A 19,615-nucleotide genomic window follows, 5' to 3' on the forward strand; every position below is an offset into this window, starting at 1 on the left:
TCTACAGCCCGTCGCCGTCCTGCACGCGCAGGCTGTGGTCGGGGTCGAGCCGGTCGAGCACCGCGGTGAGCGCCTCGCCGAGCGCGGCCGCCTGCTCCGGGGTCAGCGGTTCGAACAACGCCTCGCGGACGGCGTCGACGTGGCCGGGCGCCAGCGTGCGGACGACGTCCCACCCGGCGTCGGTGAGGACGGCGAGATTGCCCCGACCGTCCTCGGCCGCCCGCTGCCGCCGCACCCAGCCCCGCTCCTCCAGCCGGGCGACGGTGTGCGAGAGCCGGCTCTGCGACTGGTTGGACCGGCGGGCCAGGTCGCTCATCCGGCGGCTGCGGTCGGGCGCCTCGGAGAGCATCGCCAGCACGACGTAGGCCGCGTGGCTGATGCCGGCGTCCCGCTGGAGCTGGGCGTCGAGGACCCGCGGGAGCAGCTCGGAGACCGAGAGCCAGGCCCGCCAGGTCCGCTGCTGCTCCTCGTCGAGCCACCGCTGCGCCACGGCGGAACGGTACTGGGCGGGCCGCGCCACCCGGCGTCACGGCCGTGGGTTCACGCGCGTCCAGCCGCGCTCGTCCCGGCGACCGCCCAGCGCGGCCCGGCACCGCCGGCACACCACCTGCACCTCCTCGGCGTGGCGGCCGCTCTCGGGCTGCACGTCGGCCCAGACGACGTGCGGGAAGCGCGCCAGCCGGGACCGGTGGAGGGACAGCCCGCACACCGTCTCGTTGCGCCCGCGCTCCCAGCCGTGCACCTCGCCGGCCGGGTACCGGATCCCGTCGTCGGGGTCCACCCAGCGGTCCGAGGCGGCCACCGCCGCGCCCTGTCCGGCCATGCGACCCCCCTACCCGCCGGCACCCGCCGGATCACGTCAGCGGCAGCCCGGCCAGACCGGCCGCCAGGCCGAGCAGCGCGCAGGCGCCCAGGGTGCGCAGCACCGACCACTTCACGCGGAACAGCAGCACCGCCGCCACGAGCGCGATGAGCAGGGGCACGACCCGCAGCGAGCCGAGGTCGGGCAGCTCGAGCGCCAGCGGCCCGCCGTCGACGGCCACGGTCTCGTCGAAGAGCGTGTGGACGGCGAAGTAGACGCCGAGGTTGGCGATCACCCCGACCACCGCCGCCGTGATGCCGGTGAGCGCCGCGGACAGCGACCGGTTGCCGCGCAGCCGCTCCATGTACGGGGCGCCGAGCAGCACGAACAGGAAGCTCGGCACGAAGGTCACCCAGGTGACCAGCAGCGAGGCCAGCACCGCGGCCACCCACGGGTCGAGGTCACCGGGGGCGCGGTAGGCGCCGAGGAAGGCGACGAACTGGACCACCATGATCAGCGGGCCGGGCGTCGTCTCGGCCAGCGCCAGCCCGCGGACCATCTCCCGCGGCGCCAGCCAGCCGTAGACCTCGACCGCCTGCTGGGCGACGTAGGCCAGGACGGCGTAGGCGCCGCCGAAGGTGACCACCGCGGCACCGGAGAAGAACAGCCCCTGCTCGGTGAAGACGCTCCCCGTGCCGGTCAGCAGCGCGACGGCCGCGATCGGCAGCCCCCACACGAGCAGGCCGACCAGCAGCACCCGCAGCGTGCGGCGGGTCGAGGGCGCCTCGTGGTGCAGGACGTCGTCGGGGACGACCGGCGGTGGGCCGGCATCGGGGCCGTCGGCGGCCTTCCCCTGCGGAAGCGCGTCCGGCCGCCACCGCCCGAGCGCCCAGCCGGCGAGACCGGCGAGCGCGACGACGACCGGGAACGGCACGCCGAAGACCGCGAGCGCGGCGAAGGACGCGACCGCCAGCGCGACCAGCACCCGGCTGTCCAGCGCCTTCCCCGCCACCCGGATGACCGCCTGCACGACGATCGCCAGCACGGCCGCGGCCAGGCCGGTGAAGACGGCGGTGACGACCGTGGTCGAGCCGAACCGCACGTAGACCGCCGAGAGGGCCAGCAGCGCGACCACCCCGGGCAGCACGAACAGCCCGCCGGCGACGAGCCCGCCCCGGGTGCCGTGCAGCAGCCAGCCGACGTAGGTGGCCAGCTGCTGGGCCTCCGGGCCGGGCAGCAGCGTGCAGTAGTTGAGGGCGTGCAGGAAGCGTCGCTGGCCGATCCACCGCTTCTCGTCGACCAGGGCGCGCTGCATGACCGCGATCTGCCCGGCCGGGCCACCGAAGGTCTGGAGCGAGATGAGGAACCACGTCCGCACGGCGCTGCGGAACGGGACGACCTGCTGGTCGGGCTCCTGGGTCTCACCTGTCGCGCGGGTCATGGCCGTCCTCGTCGGTCGGGTGGGCGGTGTGCCGGGGTCACGGGCACGGCGGTCACGCGGGCTCGCGGCCGAGCAGCAGGCGCCGCCGGTGGAACTCGTACAGGGCGTCGAAGACGGGACCGGAAACGGCGAGCGTCCGGACGTCGTCACCCGTCATCGACAGCCCGCGCAGCACGACGTCCAGGCCGGGTGCCTCGGGTGCGTCGAACCGCCCGTCGTCCAGATCCGCCTCGTGCACGATCTCGGCGATCCGCCACAGCACCGGGTCGGTGAGCTCGTACCGGCGCAGGATCGTCTCGAAGGAGCAGTCGCCGCCGTGGTGGCCGAGCTCCACGCCCCGCATGTCGAAGGGGGTGGCGTCGGCGGGCACCTCTGCCGGGTCGCTCACGAAGACGAACTCGGCGTCGGGGTCGAGGAACCGGCGGACCAGCCAGGCGCAGGCCGCCCGGTCGATGTGCACGCCCGCGCGGGTCGCCCACCTCACGGCGCGACCTCCGCCGCGGCCGGGACGTCCGCGGCGGCAGCGAGCTCGCGCAGCGCCGCGGCCGCGGCCTCGCGCCCGGCCGGCGGGAAGAAGTCCCGGCGGTCGACGGCGCGCCACTCGCCGCGCAACCGTCGCAGGGCGCGGGCCCGGTCGGCCGGGTCCGCGCCGAGCGCCTCCCGGCAGGACGCGGCGAGCTGCCGGTACTCCTCGGCCCGGGCGGCCTGCATCCCCGCGGCCAGCGCGCGCTCCTGCGCCGCCGTGGCCGGCCGGGCGAGCCACACCCCGGCCGTGCCGTCCGCGGCGAGGACGTCGTCGGCCAGCCACTCGAGCGCCTCGCGCGTGCGGGCGTCGGCGGGCAGGGCGACGAGGCCGTCGGACAGCTGCGCCACCCCGAGCCGCCGGAGCCGGCGCCACAGCGTCGTCCGCGGGCCCGACGGTTCGCGCGGGAGCCGGTAGGAGAGGAGGACCCATTCGCCGGGCGCCGTGTCGGCCACGCAGAGATGCAACCATGGTTGCAACGGCTTGTCGACAGGCTGACCTCGGCGGCCCGTCGTGGACGGGTGCCTGCCGGATGGCGCATCATTGGCAGTCGCCGGGCGAGAGTGCCAACCCGGCAGCCACCTCCGCTCGACCAGGGAGCCACCGCCCGTGCCCACCTACCAGTACGCCTGCACCAACCCCGAGGGGAAGCACGAGTTCGAGGTCGTGCAGTCGTTCAGCGACGCCGCCCTGACCGAGTGCCCGCAGTGCGGTGCGCCGGTGCGCAAGGTCTACGGCTCCGTGGGCGTCGTCTTCAAGGGCTCGGGCTTCTACCGGACCGACAGCCGCACGACCGGCTCGGCGTCGGGGAGCGCGTCGTCGACCAGCACGTCGGGCACCTCCTCGGACAGCAAGCCGGCCGCGCCCGCCGCATCGACCAGCGCGCCGGCCGCCACCTCCGGGAGCGGGGCCAAGGCCGCCGACTGACGGCGCCCCGTCCACAGCCCGCGCGCCCGTCCACAGCTGCGCGGCTGCTCTACCCGGGCCCGGCGCCGGGCCGCACGCTCGGAGCATGCCGCGCTTCCGCCGACCCCGCTCCCCCGCCGCACTGGCCCGGCGGGCCGGCGCGGTGCTGCTCGCCGGGATCGCGCTCGTGCTCGCGCTGCGGCCCGGCCCACCCGCCGGCGCGGCGGCTCCCGAGGCGGTGCCGGTCGTCGTCGCGGCACGCTCGTTGGACGCCGGGAGGGCGCTCGGCATCGACGACCTGGCCCTCGCCCGCTACCCCGCCGGCACCGCGCCCGCCGGCGTGGTCGCGCACCCGGAGCTCCTGACCGGCCGGGTGCTCGCCGGCGCGGTGCGTGCCGGCGAGCCGCTGACCGACACCCGCCTGGTCGGCCCGGGGCTCACGGCCCTGCTGCCGCAGGGGCAGGTGGCCGCCCCCGTGCGCCTGGCCGATCTGGCCGTGGCGGCCCTCGTGCGCACCGGGGACCGGGTCGACGTGCTGGCCACCCAGGACGGAGCGGACGAGGCGGAGGCCCTGGCCTCCGGCGTCCGGGTGCTGGCGTCCGGCTCCGGCGAGGACCCGGCGGCGGGCCTGCTGCTGGTGGCGGTCGATCCCGGCACCGCCGCCCGCCTGGCCGCGGCGGCGACCAGCGCGACGCTCACCGTGACCCTGCCGCCACCGTGAGTCCTCGCCAGCGGGCCCCCCGGCCGGTTGGATGGCGCCCATGATCAAGGGCTTCAAGGACTTCCTGCTCCGCGGCAACGTCGTCGACCTCGCGGTCGCCGTCGTCATCGGCGCCGCCTTCACCGCCGTCGTCAGCTCCTTCACCTCGTCGTTCCTCGAGCCGCTGATCGGGCTCGTCGGCGGCGGCGGCGTGAACGGCGGCAGCTTCACCGTCGACGGGCAGACCTTCACCTGGGGCAGCTTCGTCAACCAGGTGATCACCTTCGTGCTGACCGCCGCGGTCGTCTACTTCGTCGTGGTCCTCCCGATGAAGAAGCTCGTGGAGCGGCGGGCGCGCGGGGAGGAGCCCGGGCCGGTGGCGCCGACGCAGGTCGAGCTGCTCGTCGAGATCCGCGACCTGCTGCGTGCCCAGCAGGGCCGAGGACCGGGTGCCGACCCGTCCGGCCCGGGGACGACGGTGCTGCCCGGGCAGCTCTGACGCGGGAGCCGGCGCATCGATGAGATCCGGCCCGCCACCCGGTCGGTAGGGCGACCGGAAGGGATGGATGCCCGATGAGGACCGACCACTGGCCGGTGGTGCACGCCGAACGTCGAGCACTGGCCGACCAGCTGTCCCTGGTGAGCGACCCTGCTGCCTGGGAGCAGCCGTCGCTGTGCCCCGGCTGGAGCGTCCACGACGTGCTGGCGCACCTGGTCGACGACGCCACCTCGACCCGGCTGGGTTTCGCGGTGCGCCTGCTCCGCGCACGACTGGACTTCGACCGCCTCAACGCGGACGGCGTCCGGCGGGAGAGGGGTGCGACGCCGGCGGACACGCTGCGCCGGTTCCGGGAGGTCGGCGACCGGACCACGAGCGCCCCGGCACCGGCTGCGACCCGCCTGGTCGAGGTCATCGTCCACGGCGAGGACATCCGGCGGCCGTTGGCGCTGCGGCACGACTACCCGCTGCCGGAGACCGCCCGTGCGCTGCGCCACCAGCTCGCCACCTCGACGGGCACGGGCGGCGGCAGGGAGCGCGCCGAGGGACTCACCCTGCGCGCCGACGACGTCGACCTGGTCCACGGCGAGGGGCCCGAGGTGACCGGGTCCGCGCTCGCCCTGCTGCTGGCGGTGTCGGGCCGTCCCGTCGCACCGCACGAGCTGACCGGCGACGGCGCGGCGCGGCTCCTGGCCTAGTCGCTGCCCCAGTGCGGCGGCCGGTCCTCCAGGTACCGCCGGTCGCTGTCGGAGTCCTCGGCCGGGCGCTCGCCCCAGCCCACGTCGCTGTCGTCCGGCGCCCGGCGTGCGGCGGGCGCCGCGGCAGGCGCCGCCGGACCGTCCGGCGGCAACGGCTGCCCCAGCCCGTCGAGCACCTCCGCCGCCGGGAGCGCCGCGAGCACCGCACCGGGGACGGCCAGCTTGCTGCCCCGCGTCCCCGAGCCGATGACGACGAGGCCGGCCCCCGCGACGGCCGCGTCGACCAGCACCGGCCACGTCGCGGGCAGCCCGACCGGCGTGATGCCGCCGTAGGCCATGCCGCTCTCGGCGACGGCGACGTCCTGCGGCGCGAAGGAGGCCTTGCGCGCACCCAGGTGCCTGCGGGCCAGCCCGTTGACGTCCGCGCGGGTGGTGGCCAGCACCAGGCAGGCGGCGAGCGAGGTCTGCCCCGCGCGGCGGGCGGCCACGACCACGCAGTTCGCCGAGGCCTCGGCCGGCACGCCGTACGCCTCGGTGAACGCGGCGGTGTCGGCCAGGTCGTCGTCGATGGCCGCAACCCAGGCCGGGCCGGTCAGCCCGTCGAGCGCCGCGGCCACCGGCGCACCGAGCAGCTCGGGGTGCTCGGCGGCGGGGAGCCAGGTCAGGGAACCCAGGACGGGCGGGGTGGAGGCCACGACGCCGATCCTGCGCCACGCCCCGCCGGCGCCGCACCGCGGGTCGTCGGCCGGATCGGTGCGGTCCCCGGCCGGGATCCGGGTGGAGACCGTCGGACCCGGACGCCAGGATGAGGCCCATGATCGGCCAGCTGCACTCCGTCGTGATCGACGCGCCCGACGCGCACGCGCTCGCGCGCTTCTACGCCGACCTCCTCGGGATGGAGGTGAAGGGTGCGCCGGGCGACGACTGGGTCGTGGTCACCGGCGCCGGGTACCGCATCGCCTTCCAGCAGGCCCCCGACCTGCGACCGCCGGACTGGCCCGACCCGGAGCGGCCGCAGCAGTTCCACCTCGACGTCCGCGTCGCCGACATCGACGAGGCCGAGCCGCAGGTGCTGGCGCTGGGCGCCCGTCGGCTGCCGGGCGAGGGCGGGGACTTCCGCGTGTACGCCGACCCGGTCGGCCACCCCTTCTGCCTGGTGTGGGACGCATGAGCGCCGACCAGCCGCCCACCCCGCCGCCGTTCGTGGCCGCGATGGGCTTCCGGACCGGCGAGGCCGGTGGCACCCGGGTCACCGGCACCGCCGAGCTCGGCCCGGACCAGCACACCCCCTGGGGCGTGGTGCACGGCGGCGTCTACTGCGCGATCGTCGAGACCGCGGCCAGCATCGGGGCGAGCAAGGCGGTCGAGGGCCACGGCCAGTTCTCCGTCGGCGTCAACAACAGCACCGACTTCATCCGCTCGATGACCGCCGGGACGGTCGACGTCGTCGCCGAGCCGGTGCAGCAGGGCCGCACCCAGCAGCTCTGGCAGGTGACGCTCACCCGCGCGGAGGACGGCAAGCTGGTCGCCCAGGGCCGGGTGCGGCTGCAGAACGTGCCGCTGCCCGGGAGCTAGCCGACCACCGCCGGGTCGAGCACGACCTGGAACAGCGCCCGGGGGTCCTGCAGCGTGGCGGGCGGCCGGGCGGCCGAGCGCGGGACCACCCGGTCCCACCGGGCCGCCCGGCGGTGCGGCAGCAGCTCGCGGCCCTGGAACAGGTAGCCACCGACGACCTCGCCCAGCAGCAGCCCCGCGCCGTGCTCGATGGGCAGGCCGACGAGGTCGCCGGGGCCCATCCGGTCGAGGAAGGCCGACAGCTGGCGCAGGTCCTTGGCCGGGCGCCGGCCGGAGAGCTCCTTGGACAGCTCGCGCAGCTCGACCGGGCCGAGCCCGGTGGCGTCGACATCGATGCCCGACTGGGTGCCGAGCCCCACGACGCCGGCGGCCAGGCACGCCCCCAGCTCGTTGTGCGCCCGCGGCCGGACCACCCACACCGGCACGCCCTCGGGCGCGGAGGCAGGCGGCACGTCGTCGGCGCCGGGCCACTTGTACGGCAGGTCGTCGGGGTCGCCGGGGAACCGGGAGCGGTAGAACTCCGGGTCCTTGGCCAGCAGGTTCGACCGGTGCGAGAGGTGCAGCTCCTCGTCGCCGACCCAGCTGGGCAGCAGTCCGGCGGCGGCCGCCTCCTGCTGCGTCATCGCCGCGGCGTCGGGGGCGAACTCCGAGATGAGCGTCTCGGTGGTGTCGGCGAAGCCGCGCTCCCGCCAGACGCGCACCATCGCCAGGGAGTAGACGACCAGGCCCGCGGTGCGGCCGCGCCACATGGTGACCACCGGGTGGTTGGCCCACCCGTAGTCGGGCAGTTCCAGCGCCCTCAGCACCTGCAGGCACTCCACCCGCTGCTTGCCGAGCCGGGGGTTGTCCAGGAGACGGGCGGACTCGGTGAAGTCGGCGACCGGCAGGAAGGTCTGCATCGGGAGCGTTGCTGCCCGCAGTGCGGCGGGATCAACCGTCCAGGTCGCGCAGCGCGGCTTCCCAGCGGTGGCGCCGCTGCTCGTCGTCCTGCTCCCACCAGGCGGTGCCGCGCTCGCCGAGGCCGGTCTTGGCCAGCTGCACCCGCGCCCGGGCGGCGGCCACCGCCGCGTCGTCCCCCGCTAGCTCGGCCGTCCGCACCCCGGACCGGCCGACGCCGAGGTGGTGCAGCAGCCGCTCGCGGACGTCGTCGGGCAGCGCCGGGTCCGCCGTGCGCCACCGCCGCCCGTCGACGACGATCCACCGGCCGTCGTCGGTCCGCTCGACGTCGCGCGTCACGCGGTCAGCCGGGCGACCAGCGCCGGGAGCACCTCGCCCAGCGGCGCGTCCACCCGCACGTCGGCCTTGGCGTCGCCGCGGGTGGGGCCGACGTTCACGATCGCCACCGGGACGCCCAGCTCGGCCGCGCGCAGCACGAATCGGTAGCCGCTCATCACGGTCAACGAGGAGCCCAGCACGAGCAGCGACCCGGCCTGCTCCACCAGCGCGAAGCAGGAGTTCACCCGCTCGCGGGGCACCGTCTCGCCGAAGAAGACGACGTCGGGCTTGAGCAGGTCCTGACCGCACGCCAGGCAGCCGACCATCACGAACCCGTCCAGCACCTCGTCGGGCAGCTCGGCGTCACCGTCGGGGTTGATCTCGTCGACCCTCGGCCCGAAGCCGGGGTTGGCCGCGCGCAGCCGGTCGTCCAGCACCCCGCGGTCGGCGACGTCCCCGCAGCCCAGGCAGACCGTGCGGTCCAGCCCGCCGTGCAGCTCGACGACGTCCCGCGCGCCACCGGCCTGGTGCAGCCCGTCGACGTTCTGGGTGATCAGCCCGCCGAGCAGACCGGCCGCCTGCAGCTCGCCCACGGCGCGGTGCCCGTCGTTCGGCCGCGCCGCCCGCATCTGCCGCCACCCCACGAAGCTGCGCGCCCAGTACCGGTGCCGGCCGCGCGGGTCACGGGTGAAGGTCTGGTACGTCATCGGGGTGTGCCGGCGCAGGCTCCCGGTGGCGCCCCGGTAGTCCGGGATCCCCGAGTCGGTGGACAGGCCCGCACCGGAGAGGACGACGACGTCGCCGTCGGCCACCAGGTCGGCCAGGGCGTCGAGCGAGGCGCCGGTCACGGCGGAGGGGGCGGCGAGGGTCACCGGTCCATGGTCCCTGCCGATCGGCTCACGCGCCGCGATCAGCCCGCGGCCAGCTCCGCGTCCAGCCGGGTCAGCAGGTCGGAGTACACCCGCGCCAGCCCCTTCGGCGCGAAGGTCCGCTCGAAGAACCCGCCGATGCCCCCGGCCCCGTCCCAGGTGGTGCGCACCCGGACGGTGGAGGCGCCGGCGTCCGCGGCGAGCACCGTCCAGGTGGTGACCATCGAGGAGTTCCGGTCGCTCTCCACCAGCGTGCCCGGGGCCGGCTCGGTGACGTCGAGCAGCTGGTCGCGGACCCGCTTGGACGTGGCAGCGAACCTCCAGTGCACGGTGGTGCCGGCACCCTGCCCTCCGGCCTCGACCCGGTACTCGCTGAACTGCACGGGCAGGATCCGCGGGCGCACCGCCTCGTAGTCGGCGAGTGCGGCGATCACCCGCTCTGCGGGTGCGCGGACGATGGCCTCCGAGGTCGCGACTACCTGGCTCATGCCGACCATCCTCCCGGTCCGCTCCCGGCCGCGGTCACGCGGTCACCACCTCCTGCGGCGGGAACAGCCGCCGCAGCACGTCGGCCAGGGTGACCACGCCGACGATGCCGCCGTCGTCGACGACGACGGTGAGGTGGTTGCGGGTCTCGCGCATCGCCTCGAGCGCGGCGTGCACGGTCGTGCCGGCGTCCAGGCTGAACACCGGCCGCACGAACTCCGCCACCGGCGCCGCGTCGGCCACGGCCAGGGTGTCGCGGACGTGGACGACGCCGGAGATGCGGTCGCCGTCGCGGGTGAGGATGCGCAGGTGACCGGTGCGCCGGGTGGCCGAGCGCACCTCGCCGGCGGTCGCGCCGGCGGGCACCGCGGCGAGCGGCGCGTCCGGGTCGACCAGGTCGCGCACGGTGAGCTGCTCCAGCTCCAGCACCCCGGCGATCTGCTCCGAGAAGCTCGCGTCCAGCGCACCGACGTTCGCCGAGTGCTCGACCAGGTGCCGCAGCGCGTCGGGGCTGTGCCCCACCGCCAGCTCGTCCACCGCCGCGACGCCGACCCGGCGCAGCAGCCGGTTGGCCGCGGCGTTCAGCGCGCGCAGCAGCGGCCGGAACACCGCCATGAATGCCCGCATCGGGACGGCGAGCAGCGTGGCCGAGCGCTCGGGGTGCGCGATCGCCCAGGACTTGGGCGCCATCTCGCCCACCACGAGGTGGATGAACGTGACGATGAGCAGCGCCAGGACGAACCCGACCACGTCGGCCGCCACCAGCGGCAGGCCCCAGCCCTCGAACGCCGGGGTGAGCCAGTGGTGCACCGCCGGCTTGCTGATCGCGCCCAGCGCCAACGTGGCGGCGGTGATGCCCAGCTGCGAGCCGGCCAGCAGCAGCGTCAGCTCGGCGGAGTTGCGCAGCGCGGCGCGGGCCGCGCGGCTGTCCGGCGCGGCCTCCTCGAGGCGGTGCCGCTTGGCGGCCAGCGCCGCGAACTCGACCGCCACGAAGAATGCGCTGAGTGCGACGATGACGACCGTCGCGGCGACGACGACCCACGGGTTGTCGCTCATCGGGCCGTCTCCTCGGTGCCGGCGGTGGCGGCGCGGTCGGGCAGCTCGAGCCGGACGCGGGAGGGGACGTGCCGCTCGACGTCGAGCACCTCGATGCTGAGCAGCCGCGGCTCCGGGTCGTCGTCGTGGACCAGGTCGCCCGGGTCGGGCGGCAGCTCGACGGTCAGCCGGGTGCCCGGCTCGGGCAGCGTGCCCGCGGCGGCGATGACCAGGCCGGCGATCGTCTCGTAGTCCCCGCGCGGCAGGTCGACGGCCAGCGCGCGCTCCACCTCGTCGACGTGCACGTCGCCGGGCATCTCCCAGATGCCGTCGCCCTCGACCGGTACGTACCCGGGGTGCTCGTCGTCGTGCTCGTCGGTGATCTCCCCGACCAGCTCCTCCGCGAGGTCCTCCAGGGTGATCACCCCGGCGAAGCCGCCGTACTCGTCGATCACGCAGGCCATCTGGTTGCCCGAGTCGGCGAGCTGGCGCAGCGCGTCGGGCAGCGAGGTGAACGTGGAGACCACGAGGCAGGGCCGGGCCACGTCGGTGACCGGCGCGCTGTCGGGCGCCGTCGTCGTCAGCAGGTCGGCGAGGTGCACGACCGAGACGACGTCGCCCCCGCCGTCGAGCACCGGGTACCGGGAGTGCCCCTGGGCCATGAGCACCCGCAGGTGGCCGACGGTGTCCTTCGTGGAGATGGTGCCAACGCGCGGCCGCGGGATCATCGCGTGCTCGACGTCGCGGTGGGGGAAGTCGAGGATCCGGTCGAGCATCATCGACAGCTCCGCCGGCAGGTTCCCGCTCTCCCGCGACTCGTCGAGGATGTGCTCGAGGTCCCGCGCGGTGGCGGCGTGCTCGACGTCGTGCACCGGCTCGATCCGGAGCCACCTGAGCAGCACGTTGGACGCCGCGTCGAAGACCCGGATCAGCCAGCCGAACACCCGCAGGTAGACGACGGTGGAGGTCGCCAGCCAGCGCGCCACCGGCTCCGGCCGGGCGATGGCCAGGTTCTTCGGGAACAGCTCGCCGAAGAGCATCTGCACCAGGGTGGAGAACAGCAGCGCCAGGACGGCGCCGATGCCGACGCTCACCCCGGCCGGCACGGACACCCCGCCGAGCATCACGCCGATCGACTCACCGATCAGCGGCTCGGCGACGTACCCGACCAGCAGCCCGGTCACCGTGATGCCGAGCTGGGCACCGGAGAGCATGAACGAGGTGCGGCGGGTCACCGTCAGCGCGCGCTCCGCGGCCGCGTCGCCCGCCGCGGCGCGGGCGGCCAGCGTCGAGCGGTCGACCGCCATGTAGGCGAACTCCTGGGCCACGAAGTAGCCCGTCAGGGCGGTGATCGCGAGCACGACCAGCACCCCCAGCAGCAGCGAGAGCACTTCCATCACCGGCCACGCACCCCCTCACCGGTGGAGGGAGTCGTGGCCCGGGGACTGTGACTTGTACTCATGGCTCTCTTCGACGAAGGGCTGCGCCGCGCGGCACTCGGGGGGTCAACGTCGGGTCCCCGCGCCGCGTTCCGGGATCCCGCGATTCACCGGGGCTCCCGCCCGGAGCCGTGCATCCCGTGCACGACGGCGTGGCCCCTGCCCCGGGCGATGAGCCAGCGGTTGACCGGCAGGGTGACGACGAAGGCGACCGCCAGCGCGGCCGCGAGCGAGCCCCAGAACAGCCAGCTCCGCAGCCCGGCCTCCATCGCGCCCGGCACGAGCAGCATGACCGCGTTGTCGACGACCTCCATGACGGTGATCGAGACGGTGTCGGCGGCAAGCGCGACCGGCACCGCCGCACGCAGCGCGAGGCCGGACCGCAGCACCGGCCCGATGGTCAGGGCGTAGCCGAAGAAGAAGGCCAGCGCGACGGCGAGCGCGATCGTCGCGAGGTCGGACCAGCCGAGCGCGGTGCCGATGACCATGCCGAGGACCTCGCCGATCGCGCACCCGGTCAGGCAGTGGACGGTGGCGCTGAAGGCCAGCCGGTTCAGCGCCGCCCCGTCGGGCCGGGCGTGTGACGTCGGGTGGTCCATCGCTGCTCCTCCGGAGCAGCAGTCAACGAGCCGGGCGCGCGGGAGTCAACGCGTGAGCGCGTGGCAGATCCAGCACAGCGGCCACTCGTCGCTGCCGTCGTCGGGCCACCGCCAGTCGGCCGGGTCGAGCAGCACGACCGGCGCCAGGCAGACGGCCCGGCCGACGAGGAGGCCCTCGCCGGTGACCGCGTGCAGGTGGCCGGTCGGCATCTGCACCGGCTCCCCCGACCACAGCCGCGTCGCCAGGCCGTCGGCACCCACGGTCCACTCGAGCCGGCCGGCGTCGTGCCGATCGGGCGTGCTCTCGTCCCAACTGGTCGTCAGCCCCACCTCCGCACCCCATGACCCCACCCGGGACGAGCACGGCGCAAGGAACGGTGCCCGCCGCCGCGTTCGGCGGCTCATCGCCGCGCTTCCCGGACCGGCGCTGCAGGACAGCGGCGGGCACCATGGAGCGGGTCGCACGAGCGGAGAGGCACGCAGGGAGGGGTTCATGCACGGCGCGACGACGGCGGTCCAGCGGCTCGAGGTCGCGACGCGGGACGTCCTGCGCGCGCACGAGTCCATCCGCGACACCTTCGCCGGCCACCGGCTGCGCATCCGCGGCAGCCAGGAGCGCTTCCGGTACCGGCAGACGACGGCGACCGCCGGCGACCTCGCCGTCGACTCGCTGCTGCACACCATGGGCGTGCGCGAGGAGGTCGACCCCATCGACGCCACCTGGGTGGGGCTGGTCGCGGGTGGGCGGTTCGAGGTGGGCCACGCGGGCGAGACCGCCAGCGGCACGTCCGGCGAGGTGGTGCTGTTCCCCCAGGGCGTCGCCTTCACCTGCGAGTGGCCGCTGATGGACCTGCGGGTCGTCCGGCTGCCCACCCGAGAGGTCGCCCGGCGGGCGGCCGCGCTCGCCGGGGGCGACCCGGCGGACTTCCGCTTCCTGGGCCTCTCGGCGTCGACGCCCGCGCTGGGCCGCTACTGCGCGAGCACGATCGGGTACGTCCACTCGCTCTTCGGCCCGGACGCCCCGATCGCCGAGCCCCTCGTGCGGGCCGCGGCGATCGACTCCGTCGTGGCCGCCGTGCTCGCCGCCTTCCCGAACACCGCCACGGGTGACGGGCCCGTCGGGCCGGCCGGGCGGGGCCTGCCTGCGACCGTGCGGCGCGCCGTGGAGTTCATCGACGTCCACGCGCACGAGCCGCTCACGCTGGACGACATCGCCCGGGGCGCCGGTGTCGGGGCCCGCGCGCTGCAGGAGGCCTTCCGTCGGCACCGCGGGACCACCCCGATGGCCTACCTGCGGGAGACCCGCCTGGAACGGGCCCACCGGGAGCTCCAGGCGGCCGATCCCGCGCGCGGCGCCACGGTGGCCGAGGTCGCGGCGCGCTGGGGATTCCTGCACCGCGGCCGGTTCGCCGACGCCTACCAGCAGGCCTACGGCCGCTACCCGCAGCAGACGCTGATGTCCTGACCGCTCGCTACCGGGCGGCGGTCACCGCGGCCTCGACCGGCTCGTACAGCTGACCCGCCAGCGAGACCCCGAGCCCCGCGTCCGCCTCGAGCACCAGGTAGGCGCCGAAACCGCCGTCGAGGTCGAGCCACGGAACCGCCCCGTAGGCACCCGGGTCGTTGATCCGGCCGCTGCCGTCCCGCGGCACCCACCAGCCGAGGCCGTACCCGGAGCCGGGCATGGCCGCTCCGCTGTAGGCCTCGCCGATCCGGTCGGCGTGCATCAGCTCGACCGACTCCGGCTCCAGGACCTGCGCGTCCCCGCAGCGACCGCCCCGCAGGTGCATGAGGAGCAGCTCGGCGTAGTCGCCCGGCTCGATGTGGAGCCCGCCCTCCATGTGCGGGTTCTCGGTCTCCGGCAGGAGGCTCACGTCACCGTCGAAGTCGGCCGGGTACCGGAACCCACCACCCCCGAGCGCGGTCCAGTGGTTGCTGTAGCCGAGCGACCCGACGCCGCACGGCTCGACGTAGGTCTCCTCCAGGAGCTCCGACCAGCTCTTGCCGGAGACGGTCTCGGCCACGGCTCCGGCGATCTGCCACTGAACCCCGCCGTAGCGGAACTGGGTGTCCGGCGGCACGATGTCGGCGTCGTCGCCGGGTGTCTTCCACGCGGCGGCGGCGCATTCCTCCATCTCCGCCGAGGGCAGGAACTGGCAGACGTAGGGGCCGTAGGCCGGGTTGGGCCCGAGGCCCACGAGGCCCGAGCTGCTCGAGAGGAGCTGGGCGACGGTGATCTCGGGGTTGTGCCCCTCCGCCCAGTCGACGTAGTCGGCGATCGGCTCGTCGAGGTCGAGCAGGCCCTGGTCGGCGAGGCGGACGAGCACCCCGGCGGTCACCATCTTCGACGCCGAGGCGACCAGCGAGGAGCGGTCGGCGCCGAACTCGCCGAAGTACTGCTCGTCGATGATCCCCTCGTCCTCCTCCACGACGACGAGGCCTGCGCCGTTCAGCCCGTGCTGCGCGATGAACGCCTCGATGATCGGCGCGACCGCCGAGAAGTCGTACTCGCGGGCCTCGGCCGTCGAGGACGGCGCAGCGTCGGTGTCCGGGCCCTCGGCGGCCTCCCCGGCCGAGCAGCCCGTGGCCACGACGGTGCCGAGCACGGCGAGCGCCGCGACGGTGCGCCGAGCGCCCCGCGGTCGGCAGACGGGCCGGATGCGCGTGGAGGGCACGGTTCCTCTTTCGCCGGAGTGACGGTTGCTGTGCGCAACATAGGCGTCACGCCGACGATCCGGGGTGCCTCACGGCGCGGCGTCAGCCCGGCACCTCCTGGAAGGCCCGCACCTCGATCCGCCCGCCGAGCGCCTTCGACGCCTTCGCGGCCCAGGCGACGGCGGCCTCGCGGTCCGGCGCCTCCACGACCCAGAACCCGCCGAGGTACTCCGGCGCCCGGGTGAACGGCTCGTCGGCGAGGACGAGCTCTTCCCCGGTGTTGTCGACGGTCACCGCGGTCGACGGCGGGTGGAGCCCGCCGGCGAAGACCAGCGCTCCGGAGGCGGTCAGCTCCTCCATGAACGCGCCGGCCGCGGCCATGGCGGCCGCCAGCTCTGCCGGGTCCATCGTCGCCATCGTCGGCTCCTCGGCCGAGTCGTGCGGCATCGACAGCAGGTACTGCGTCACGGGTCCTCCTCGTCGGCGCGGCCACGGCGGCCGCCGTCACGGCTGAGGACCCTCGACGCCGCGGCAACTCATCGGCCGGTGGGCACCGGCTCCTGGTGGCGGGCCTGGGTGACCGGCGGGCTGGAGGGTCGGAAGCCCTTCGCTGCGCAGTAGACGCCCAGCGAAAGCTCCCACACGGCCTCCGGGAGGAACAGGACGGCCCCGAGCCCTTCGCCGTTCTCGTACACCCCGGCCAGGATCAGCATGGCCGAGAGGATCAGGAGGGATCCGCCGACCAGACCCAGCAGCGCCAGCCCCCGAGGCACGAGGCCTGACACGTACATGAGGTAGCCGAGCAGCAACCCGTTGCCGATGCCGGCCACGAGTCCCGGGCCCCACTCGAACGCCCACTGGTAGGCGTGCGCCCAGCTGTCCCCCTGGACCTGGAGTGCGACCGCCTCGCCGCCGTTCGCTCCGTCCAGCGCGCCGATGACCGACACCAGCGACAGCATGCTGATGAGGCCGATGGCGGCGAAGACGGACTCGATGGTCCGGGCGCTCACGTAGCCGAGCGCGACCGCGTGGCTCCACCTGCGAGCGATCGGATACAGCACGACAGCGGTTCCGAGCTGGGTGACGATCAGGCCGAACTCGAGCAGCGCGCCCCACTTCAGGCTCGCCGACGAGGCGTCTCCAGGGACGAACCGCATGTCCGTCCATGTCGCGCCGGCCCCGTCCACGAACAGGAACCGCGCCGGGATGCTCGTCAGGAACGTCCCGATGAACAGCCACCCGAAGATCCGGCCCGTTCGGTGCAGGTCCATGGTCGACCCTCCTCCGGTTGCGACTGCACCTGCAGTCGTCAGGGGATGTGCGAGGTCCGCATCACGCTGGCCCTGCACCGCCCCCGTCGCCAGGGACTCCGACCCGACGGTTCCGATTCCCGGGAGGGAACCGCACGCCGCGCGCCTCGGGTGGGTGGCCGGTCACCCTGCGCATGTCGCCGGGCGCCGTCGGACCGATCGGGGGTCGACGGTCAGCTGCTGGCTGGTGCCCCCGGCAGGATTCGAACCTGCGACACACGGTTTAGGAAACCGATGCTCTATCCCCTGAGCTACGGGGGCCTCGGCGCGACGCGCGCGCACGGACCGACGGCGCAGAGGCTATCCGGTGACCGCGCGGGAACCCCCGCCCGACCCGACTCGTCGTATCGAAGAGAGACGGAACGGTTCCCAGGCGTTACCGTGCTGGGGCACGTCGCACTCCGGCAACGGCGCCGGGGATGACGGGAGGTGGAGCACGATGGAGACCACGGTGGTCGACGTCCCCGAGCGGGGGCGGTTCGAGATCCGGCAGGGCGACCGCGTCGTCGGGCTGGCCAGCTACCACGTCGAGAACGGCCAGATGACGTTGCCGCACACCGAGGTCGACCCCTCCGTCGGCGGGCAGGGCATCGGCACGAAGCTCGTCGACGGCGTCCTCCGGGCCGCCCGCGAGCGCGGCCTGACGGTGCTGCCCTACTGCTCCTTCGTGCGGCGCCACATCCTGCAGCACCCCGGGTACCTCGACCTCGTCGCCGACGACGACCGCCCGCACTTCGGGCTGGAGACCGCCGACCGCTGAGCCGGGTCCCGCCGCGCCACCTACGCTGCGCGGATGCCCGAGGGTCACACCCTGCACCGCCTGGCACGGGAGCAGTCCGCGCTGTTCGCCGGCCGTCCGGTGCACGTCACCAGTCCGCAGGGCCGGTTCGAGGCCGGTGCCGCGCTGCTCGACGGCCGGGTCCTCGACGAGGTCTTCTCCTACGGCAAGCACCTGTTCGCCCGCTTCGGCGGCGACCACCTGCACGTCCACCTCGGGCTGTACGGCACCTACCTGACCGGCACGGGATCACCGCCCCCGGCGAAGGGCGCGCTGCGCATGCGCTGGGAGGCCGACGGCCCCGACGGCGCCGGTGTGTGGACCGATCTCCGCGGCCCGACCGCCTGCGAGGTGCTGCCCGCACCCGAGGTGGCGACCATCCTCGACCGGCTCGGGCCCGACCCGCTCCGGCCGCGCGCCGACGGCGGCCGCGCGCACCGCCGCATCGCCGGCAGCCGGACGCCGATCGGCGCGCTGCTCATGGACCAGTCGGTGCTCGCCGGCGTCGGCAACGTGTACCGGGCCGAGCTGCTGTTCCGGCACCGGGTGTCGCCGTTCCGGCCCGGCCGCGCCGTCGACGACGCGCTCTGGGCGCGGATGTGGGCCGACCTCGTGACGCTGATGAAGGCCGGCGTCCGGATGGGCCGCATCGTGACCACCCGGCCCCAGGACCGGTCCCGGCGCAGCGGCGCCGTGCGCCGGGAGGACGCCCACTACGTCTACCGGCGCACCGGCCTGCCCTGCCGCATCTGCGGCACCGAGGTGCGCACCGAGGTCATGGTCGGCCGCAACCTCTACTGGTGCCCGACCTGCCAGGCGGTCTGACGCGCTCGTCCCGGCCGGGGGTTGACCCGCCCCGGTACGTTCGCGGACGTGGGCATCGGGGGCACGCGTCGCGGAGCGCTGCGCGCCGCCGCCGTCGGCGCGCTGGCCGCCGCCGCCGTGCTCACCGGGGCCGGGCCGGCGGGCGCCGCGCCCTCGGAGTTCGACGCCCCGATCAGCCCGGTGGGCGTGGACGTGTCGCACCCGCAGTGCGGCACCGACCTGCCCGACGCCCGGGCCTTCGCGGTCGTCGGCGTCAACGGCGGGGTCGCCACCCGGGCCAACCCCTGCCTGGCCGAGCAGCTCGAGTGGGCGTGGGGGTCCAACGGGTCGGTGCCCGGCCAGCCGGTCGCGCAGCTCTACCTGAACACCGCCAACCCCGGGCAGGTGATGGGCCTGGTGAGCACCTGGCCGTCGGACGGGGAGTCGCCCTACGGCGACTGCGAGGGCGGGAACACCCCCGCGTGCTCCTGGCGGTACGGCTGGGAGCGGGCCCGCGACAGCGTCACCGAGCACTTCGTCCCCGCGGCGCGCGACGCCGGCGTCGACAGCCTGGCCTCCAGCTACCGGTGGTGGCTCGACGTGGAGACCATGAACACCTGGCAGCAGGGGTCCGACGACGCCCGGGCGCGCAACCGGGCGACGCTCGAGGGCATGGCCGCCTACCTGGAGTTCCGCGGCGCCCAGGTCGGCATCTACTCCACGCACCAGCAGTGGGCGGAGATCGCCGGCACGCCCGCCGTCGACAGCCCCCTGACGGGCCTGCCCACCTGGCTGGCCGGGTCGGCCGACCTGGCGCAGGCCGTCGCGTCCTGCCAGCAGCCCCCGCTGGTACCGGGCGGCCAGGTCGCGCTGACCCAGTACGTGCCCGACGACCTCGACCTCAACCACTCCTGCAGCTGAGGCCGCCGGGCCCGCCCGGAGAGGTCAGACGGCGCCCTTGCCGGCGTCGCCGGCCGGGAGAGCGGTGAGCCGGCGGACGTCGGGCGCGGCGGCGAGCTTGCCCGCCAGCGCGGCCCCCAGGGTGGCCAGCGGCTCGGCCTTGCCGTGCGCCTTCATCGCGTCGGCATCCGCCCACTTCTCGACCATCACGAAGCTGCCGTCGGCCTCGTGCAGGGCGTAGAGCTCGCAGCCGGGCTCCTCGTGCACCGCCGGGACGGCGGCCTGCAACGCCTCGCGGACGGCGTCGACGGCCTCGGGCCTGGGGGTGATGGTGGCGACGACGACGATGGACATGGAGGGGCCTCCTCGAGCGACGGTGGT

28 protein-coding genes and 1 tRNA gene are annotated in these 19,615 nt (G+C 75.0%); 10 read left to right on the plus strand and 19 right to left on the minus strand.

Annotated features, from left to right (window positions below; all coding sequences use genetic code 11):
* Nucleotide 1: 1 nt before the first annotated feature.
* From ACI79H_RS01675 to ACI79H_RS01695, 5 genes are read right to left on the minus strand one after another with little or no spacing between them, the layout of a single operon-like run.
* A complete protein-coding gene (locus ACI79H_RS01675; protein ID WP_456552636.1) occupies nt 2-490 on the minus strand; it encodes a MarR family winged helix-turn-helix transcriptional regulator in 489 nt (162 codons plus the stop codon).
* A 36-nt stretch (nt 491-526) separates the two neighbouring features.
* Nucleotides 527-823: a hypothetical protein gene (locus tag ACI79H_RS01680; RefSeq protein WP_456552637.1), complete on the minus strand. Its 297-nt coding sequence runs from the start codon at nt 821-823 to the stop codon at nt 527-529.
* A 31-nt stretch (nt 824-854) separates the two neighbouring features.
* Nucleotides 855-2,243: a chromate efflux transporter gene (gene chrA / locus ACI79H_RS01685; protein WP_456552638.1), complete on the minus strand. Its 1,389-nt coding sequence runs from the start codon at nt 2,241-2,243 to the stop codon at nt 855-857.
* A 52-nt stretch (nt 2,244-2,295) separates the two neighbouring features.
* Entirely contained in the window at nt 2,296-2,727 is a 432-nt protein-coding gene (locus tag ACI79H_RS01690; protein WP_456552639.1) for a chromate resistance protein ChrB domain-containing protein, read from the minus strand.
* Entirely contained in the window at nt 2,724-3,221 is a 498-nt protein-coding gene (locus ACI79H_RS01695; RefSeq protein ID WP_456552640.1) for a Chromate resistance protein ChrB, read from the minus strand. The genes ACI79H_RS01690 and ACI79H_RS01695 overlap by 4 nt, the downstream gene beginning before the upstream one ends.
* Before the next feature lie 154 nt (nt 3,222-3,375).
* On the opposite strand from ACI79H_RS01695, the gene ACI79H_RS01700 reads away from it, so the two are divergent.
* From ACI79H_RS01700 to ACI79H_RS01715, 4 genes are all read left to right on the plus strand, one after another.
* Nucleotides 3,376-3,693, plus strand: a complete 318-nt coding sequence (locus tag ACI79H_RS01700; protein ID WP_456552641.1) for an FmdB family zinc ribbon protein — start codon at nt 3,376-3,378, stop codon at nt 3,691-3,693.
* An 85-nt stretch (nt 3,694-3,778) separates the two neighbouring features.
* Nucleotides 3,779-4,393, plus strand: coding sequence for a Flp pilus assembly protein CpaB (cpaB, locus tag ACI79H_RS01705; protein WP_456552642.1), 615 nt, complete (start codon nt 3,779-3,781; stop codon nt 4,391-4,393).
* 40 nt (nt 4,394-4,433) lie between these two features.
* Nucleotides 4,434-4,871, plus strand: a complete 438-nt coding sequence (mscL, locus tag ACI79H_RS01710) for a large conductance mechanosensitive channel protein MscL (RefSeq protein WP_456552643.1) — start codon at nt 4,434-4,436, stop codon at nt 4,869-4,871.
* Nucleotides 4,872-4,945: 74 nt separating this feature from the next.
* Nucleotides 4,946-5,569 carry a maleylpyruvate isomerase family mycothiol-dependent enzyme gene (locus ACI79H_RS01715; RefSeq protein WP_456552644.1) on the plus strand — a complete coding sequence of 208 codons (624 nt, stop codon included), beginning with the start codon at nt 4,946-4,948 and terminating at the stop codon, nt 5,567-5,569.
* Here ACI79H_RS01715 and ACI79H_RS01720 read toward each other — a convergent pair.
* On the minus strand, nt 5,566-6,264 hold the full coding sequence (locus tag ACI79H_RS01720; protein ID WP_456552645.1) for a YbaK/EbsC family protein: 699 nt from the start codon (nt 6,262-6,264) through the stop codon (nt 5,566-5,568). The genes ACI79H_RS01715 and ACI79H_RS01720 overlap by 4 nt on opposite strands.
* Nucleotides 6,265-6,383: 119 nt before the next feature.
* Here ACI79H_RS01720 and ACI79H_RS01725 point away from each other — a divergent pair, with 119 nt between their 5' ends.
* Together ACI79H_RS01725 and ACI79H_RS01730 are read left to right on the plus strand one after the other, a co-directional pair.
* On the plus strand, nt 6,384-6,740 hold the full coding sequence (locus ACI79H_RS01725; RefSeq protein ID WP_456552646.1) for a VOC family protein: 357 nt from the start codon (nt 6,384-6,386) through the stop codon (nt 6,738-6,740).
* The gene (locus ACI79H_RS01730; RefSeq protein WP_456552647.1) at nt 6,737-7,144 is read left to right on the plus strand and encodes a PaaI family thioesterase; all 408 of its coding nucleotides are present in this window, start codon (nt 6,737-6,739) and stop codon (nt 7,142-7,144) included. The genes ACI79H_RS01725 and ACI79H_RS01730 overlap by 4 nt, the downstream gene beginning before the upstream one ends.
* On the opposite strand, the gene ACI79H_RS01735 is transcribed toward ACI79H_RS01730, so the two are convergent.
* From ACI79H_RS01735 to ACI79H_RS01770, 8 genes are all read right to left on the minus strand, one after another.
* The gene (locus ACI79H_RS01735; protein WP_456552648.1) at nt 7,141-8,043 is read right to left on the minus strand and encodes an MSMEG_6728 family protein; all 903 of its coding nucleotides are present in this window, start codon (nt 8,041-8,043) and stop codon (nt 7,141-7,143) included. The genes ACI79H_RS01730 and ACI79H_RS01735 overlap by 4 nt on opposite strands.
* 31 nt (nt 8,044-8,074) lie before the next feature.
* Nucleotides 8,075-8,380 (minus strand): biopolymer transporter Tol, encoded by a 306-nt coding sequence (locus ACI79H_RS01740; protein WP_456552649.1) that lies wholly within the window; start codon nt 8,378-8,380, stop codon nt 8,075-8,077.
* Entirely contained in the window at nt 8,377-9,231 is an 855-nt protein-coding gene (locus tag ACI79H_RS01745; RefSeq protein WP_456552650.1) for an NAD-dependent protein deacetylase, read from the minus strand. The genes ACI79H_RS01740 and ACI79H_RS01745 overlap by 4 nt, the downstream gene beginning before the upstream one ends.
* A 38-nt stretch (nt 9,232-9,269) precedes the next feature.
* On the minus strand, nt 9,270-9,716 hold the full coding sequence (locus tag ACI79H_RS01750) for an SRPBCC family protein (RefSeq protein ID WP_456552651.1): 447 nt from the start codon (nt 9,714-9,716) through the stop codon (nt 9,270-9,272).
* Nucleotides 9,717-9,750: 34 nt separating this feature from the next.
* Nucleotides 9,751-10,770, minus strand: coding sequence for a hemolysin family protein (locus tag ACI79H_RS01755; protein ID WP_456552652.1), 1,020 nt, complete (start codon nt 10,768-10,770; stop codon nt 9,751-9,753).
* Nucleotides 10,767-12,146 (minus strand): hemolysin family protein, encoded by a 1,380-nt coding sequence (locus ACI79H_RS01760; protein ID WP_456553101.1) that lies wholly within the window; start codon nt 12,144-12,146, stop codon nt 10,767-10,769. Before ACI79H_RS01760 ends, ACI79H_RS01755 begins: the two co-directional genes overlap by 4 nt.
* 149 nt (nt 12,147-12,295) lie before the next feature.
* Complete coding sequence (locus ACI79H_RS01765) at nt 12,296-12,787, minus strand: DUF4396 domain-containing protein (RefSeq protein ID WP_456552653.1); 492 nt, start codon at nt 12,785-12,787, stop codon at nt 12,296-12,298.
* A 45-nt stretch (nt 12,788-12,832) separates the two neighbouring features.
* Nucleotides 12,833-13,117, minus strand: coding sequence for a hypothetical protein (locus ACI79H_RS01770; protein ID WP_456552654.1), 285 nt, complete (start codon nt 13,115-13,117; stop codon nt 12,833-12,835).
* 163 nt (nt 13,118-13,280) lie between these two features.
* On the opposite strand from ACI79H_RS01770, the gene ACI79H_RS01775 reads away from it, so the two are divergent.
* Nucleotides 13,281-14,252 (plus strand): helix-turn-helix transcriptional regulator, encoded by a 972-nt coding sequence (locus ACI79H_RS01775; protein ID WP_456552655.1) that lies wholly within the window; start codon nt 13,281-13,283, stop codon nt 14,250-14,252.
* Between the two features lie 7 nt (nt 14,253-14,259).
* On the opposite strand, the gene ACI79H_RS01780 is transcribed toward ACI79H_RS01775, so the two are convergent.
* From ACI79H_RS01780 to ACI79H_RS01795, 4 genes are all read right to left on the minus strand, one after another.
* Nucleotides 14,260-15,462 (minus strand): serine hydrolase domain-containing protein, encoded by a 1,203-nt coding sequence (locus ACI79H_RS01780; RefSeq protein ID WP_456552656.1) that lies wholly within the window; start codon nt 15,460-15,462, stop codon nt 14,260-14,262.
* Nucleotides 15,463-15,544: 82 nt separating this feature from the next.
* Complete coding sequence (locus tag ACI79H_RS01785; RefSeq protein WP_456552657.1) at nt 15,545-15,910, minus strand: YciI family protein; 366 nt, start codon at nt 15,908-15,910, stop codon at nt 15,545-15,547.
* A 68-nt stretch (nt 15,911-15,978) separates the two neighbouring features.
* Nucleotides 15,979-16,713: a DUF4386 domain-containing protein gene (locus ACI79H_RS01790; RefSeq protein WP_456552658.1), complete on the minus strand. Its 735-nt coding sequence runs from the start codon at nt 16,711-16,713 to the stop codon at nt 15,979-15,981.
* Nucleotides 16,714-16,937: 224 nt separating this feature from the next.
* Nucleotides 16,938-17,013 (minus strand) — tRNA-Arg (locus ACI79H_RS01795).
* Between the two features lie 178 nt (nt 17,014-17,191).
* Between ACI79H_RS01795 and ACI79H_RS01800 the strand changes: the two genes are divergently transcribed.
* The 3 genes from ACI79H_RS01800 to ACI79H_RS01810 are packed head-to-tail and all read left to right on the plus strand — an operon-like array spanning nt 17,192 to nt 19,255.
* Nucleotides 17,192-17,512, plus strand: a complete 321-nt coding sequence (locus ACI79H_RS01800) for a GNAT family N-acetyltransferase (protein ID WP_456552659.1) — start codon at nt 17,192-17,194, stop codon at nt 17,510-17,512.
* Nucleotides 17,513-17,545: 33 nt separating this feature from the next.
* Nucleotides 17,546-18,355: an Fpg/Nei family DNA glycosylase gene (locus ACI79H_RS01805; RefSeq protein WP_456552660.1), complete on the plus strand. Its 810-nt coding sequence runs from the start codon at nt 17,546-17,548 to the stop codon at nt 18,353-18,355.
* Between the two features lie 48 nt (nt 18,356-18,403).
* Complete coding sequence (locus tag ACI79H_RS01810; protein WP_456552661.1) at nt 18,404-19,255, plus strand: hypothetical protein; 852 nt, start codon at nt 18,404-18,406, stop codon at nt 19,253-19,255.
* A gap of 24 nt (nt 19,256-19,279) precedes the next feature.
* Here ACI79H_RS01810 and ACI79H_RS01815 read toward each other — a convergent pair whose 3' ends face one another.
* On the minus strand, nt 19,280-19,588 hold the full coding sequence (locus ACI79H_RS01815) for a putative quinol monooxygenase (protein ID WP_456552662.1): 309 nt from the start codon (nt 19,586-19,588) through the stop codon (nt 19,280-19,282).
* Nucleotides 19,589-19,615 lie beyond the last annotated feature (27 nt).

This window comes from Blastococcus sp. SYSU D01042 (assembly GCF_054050515.1).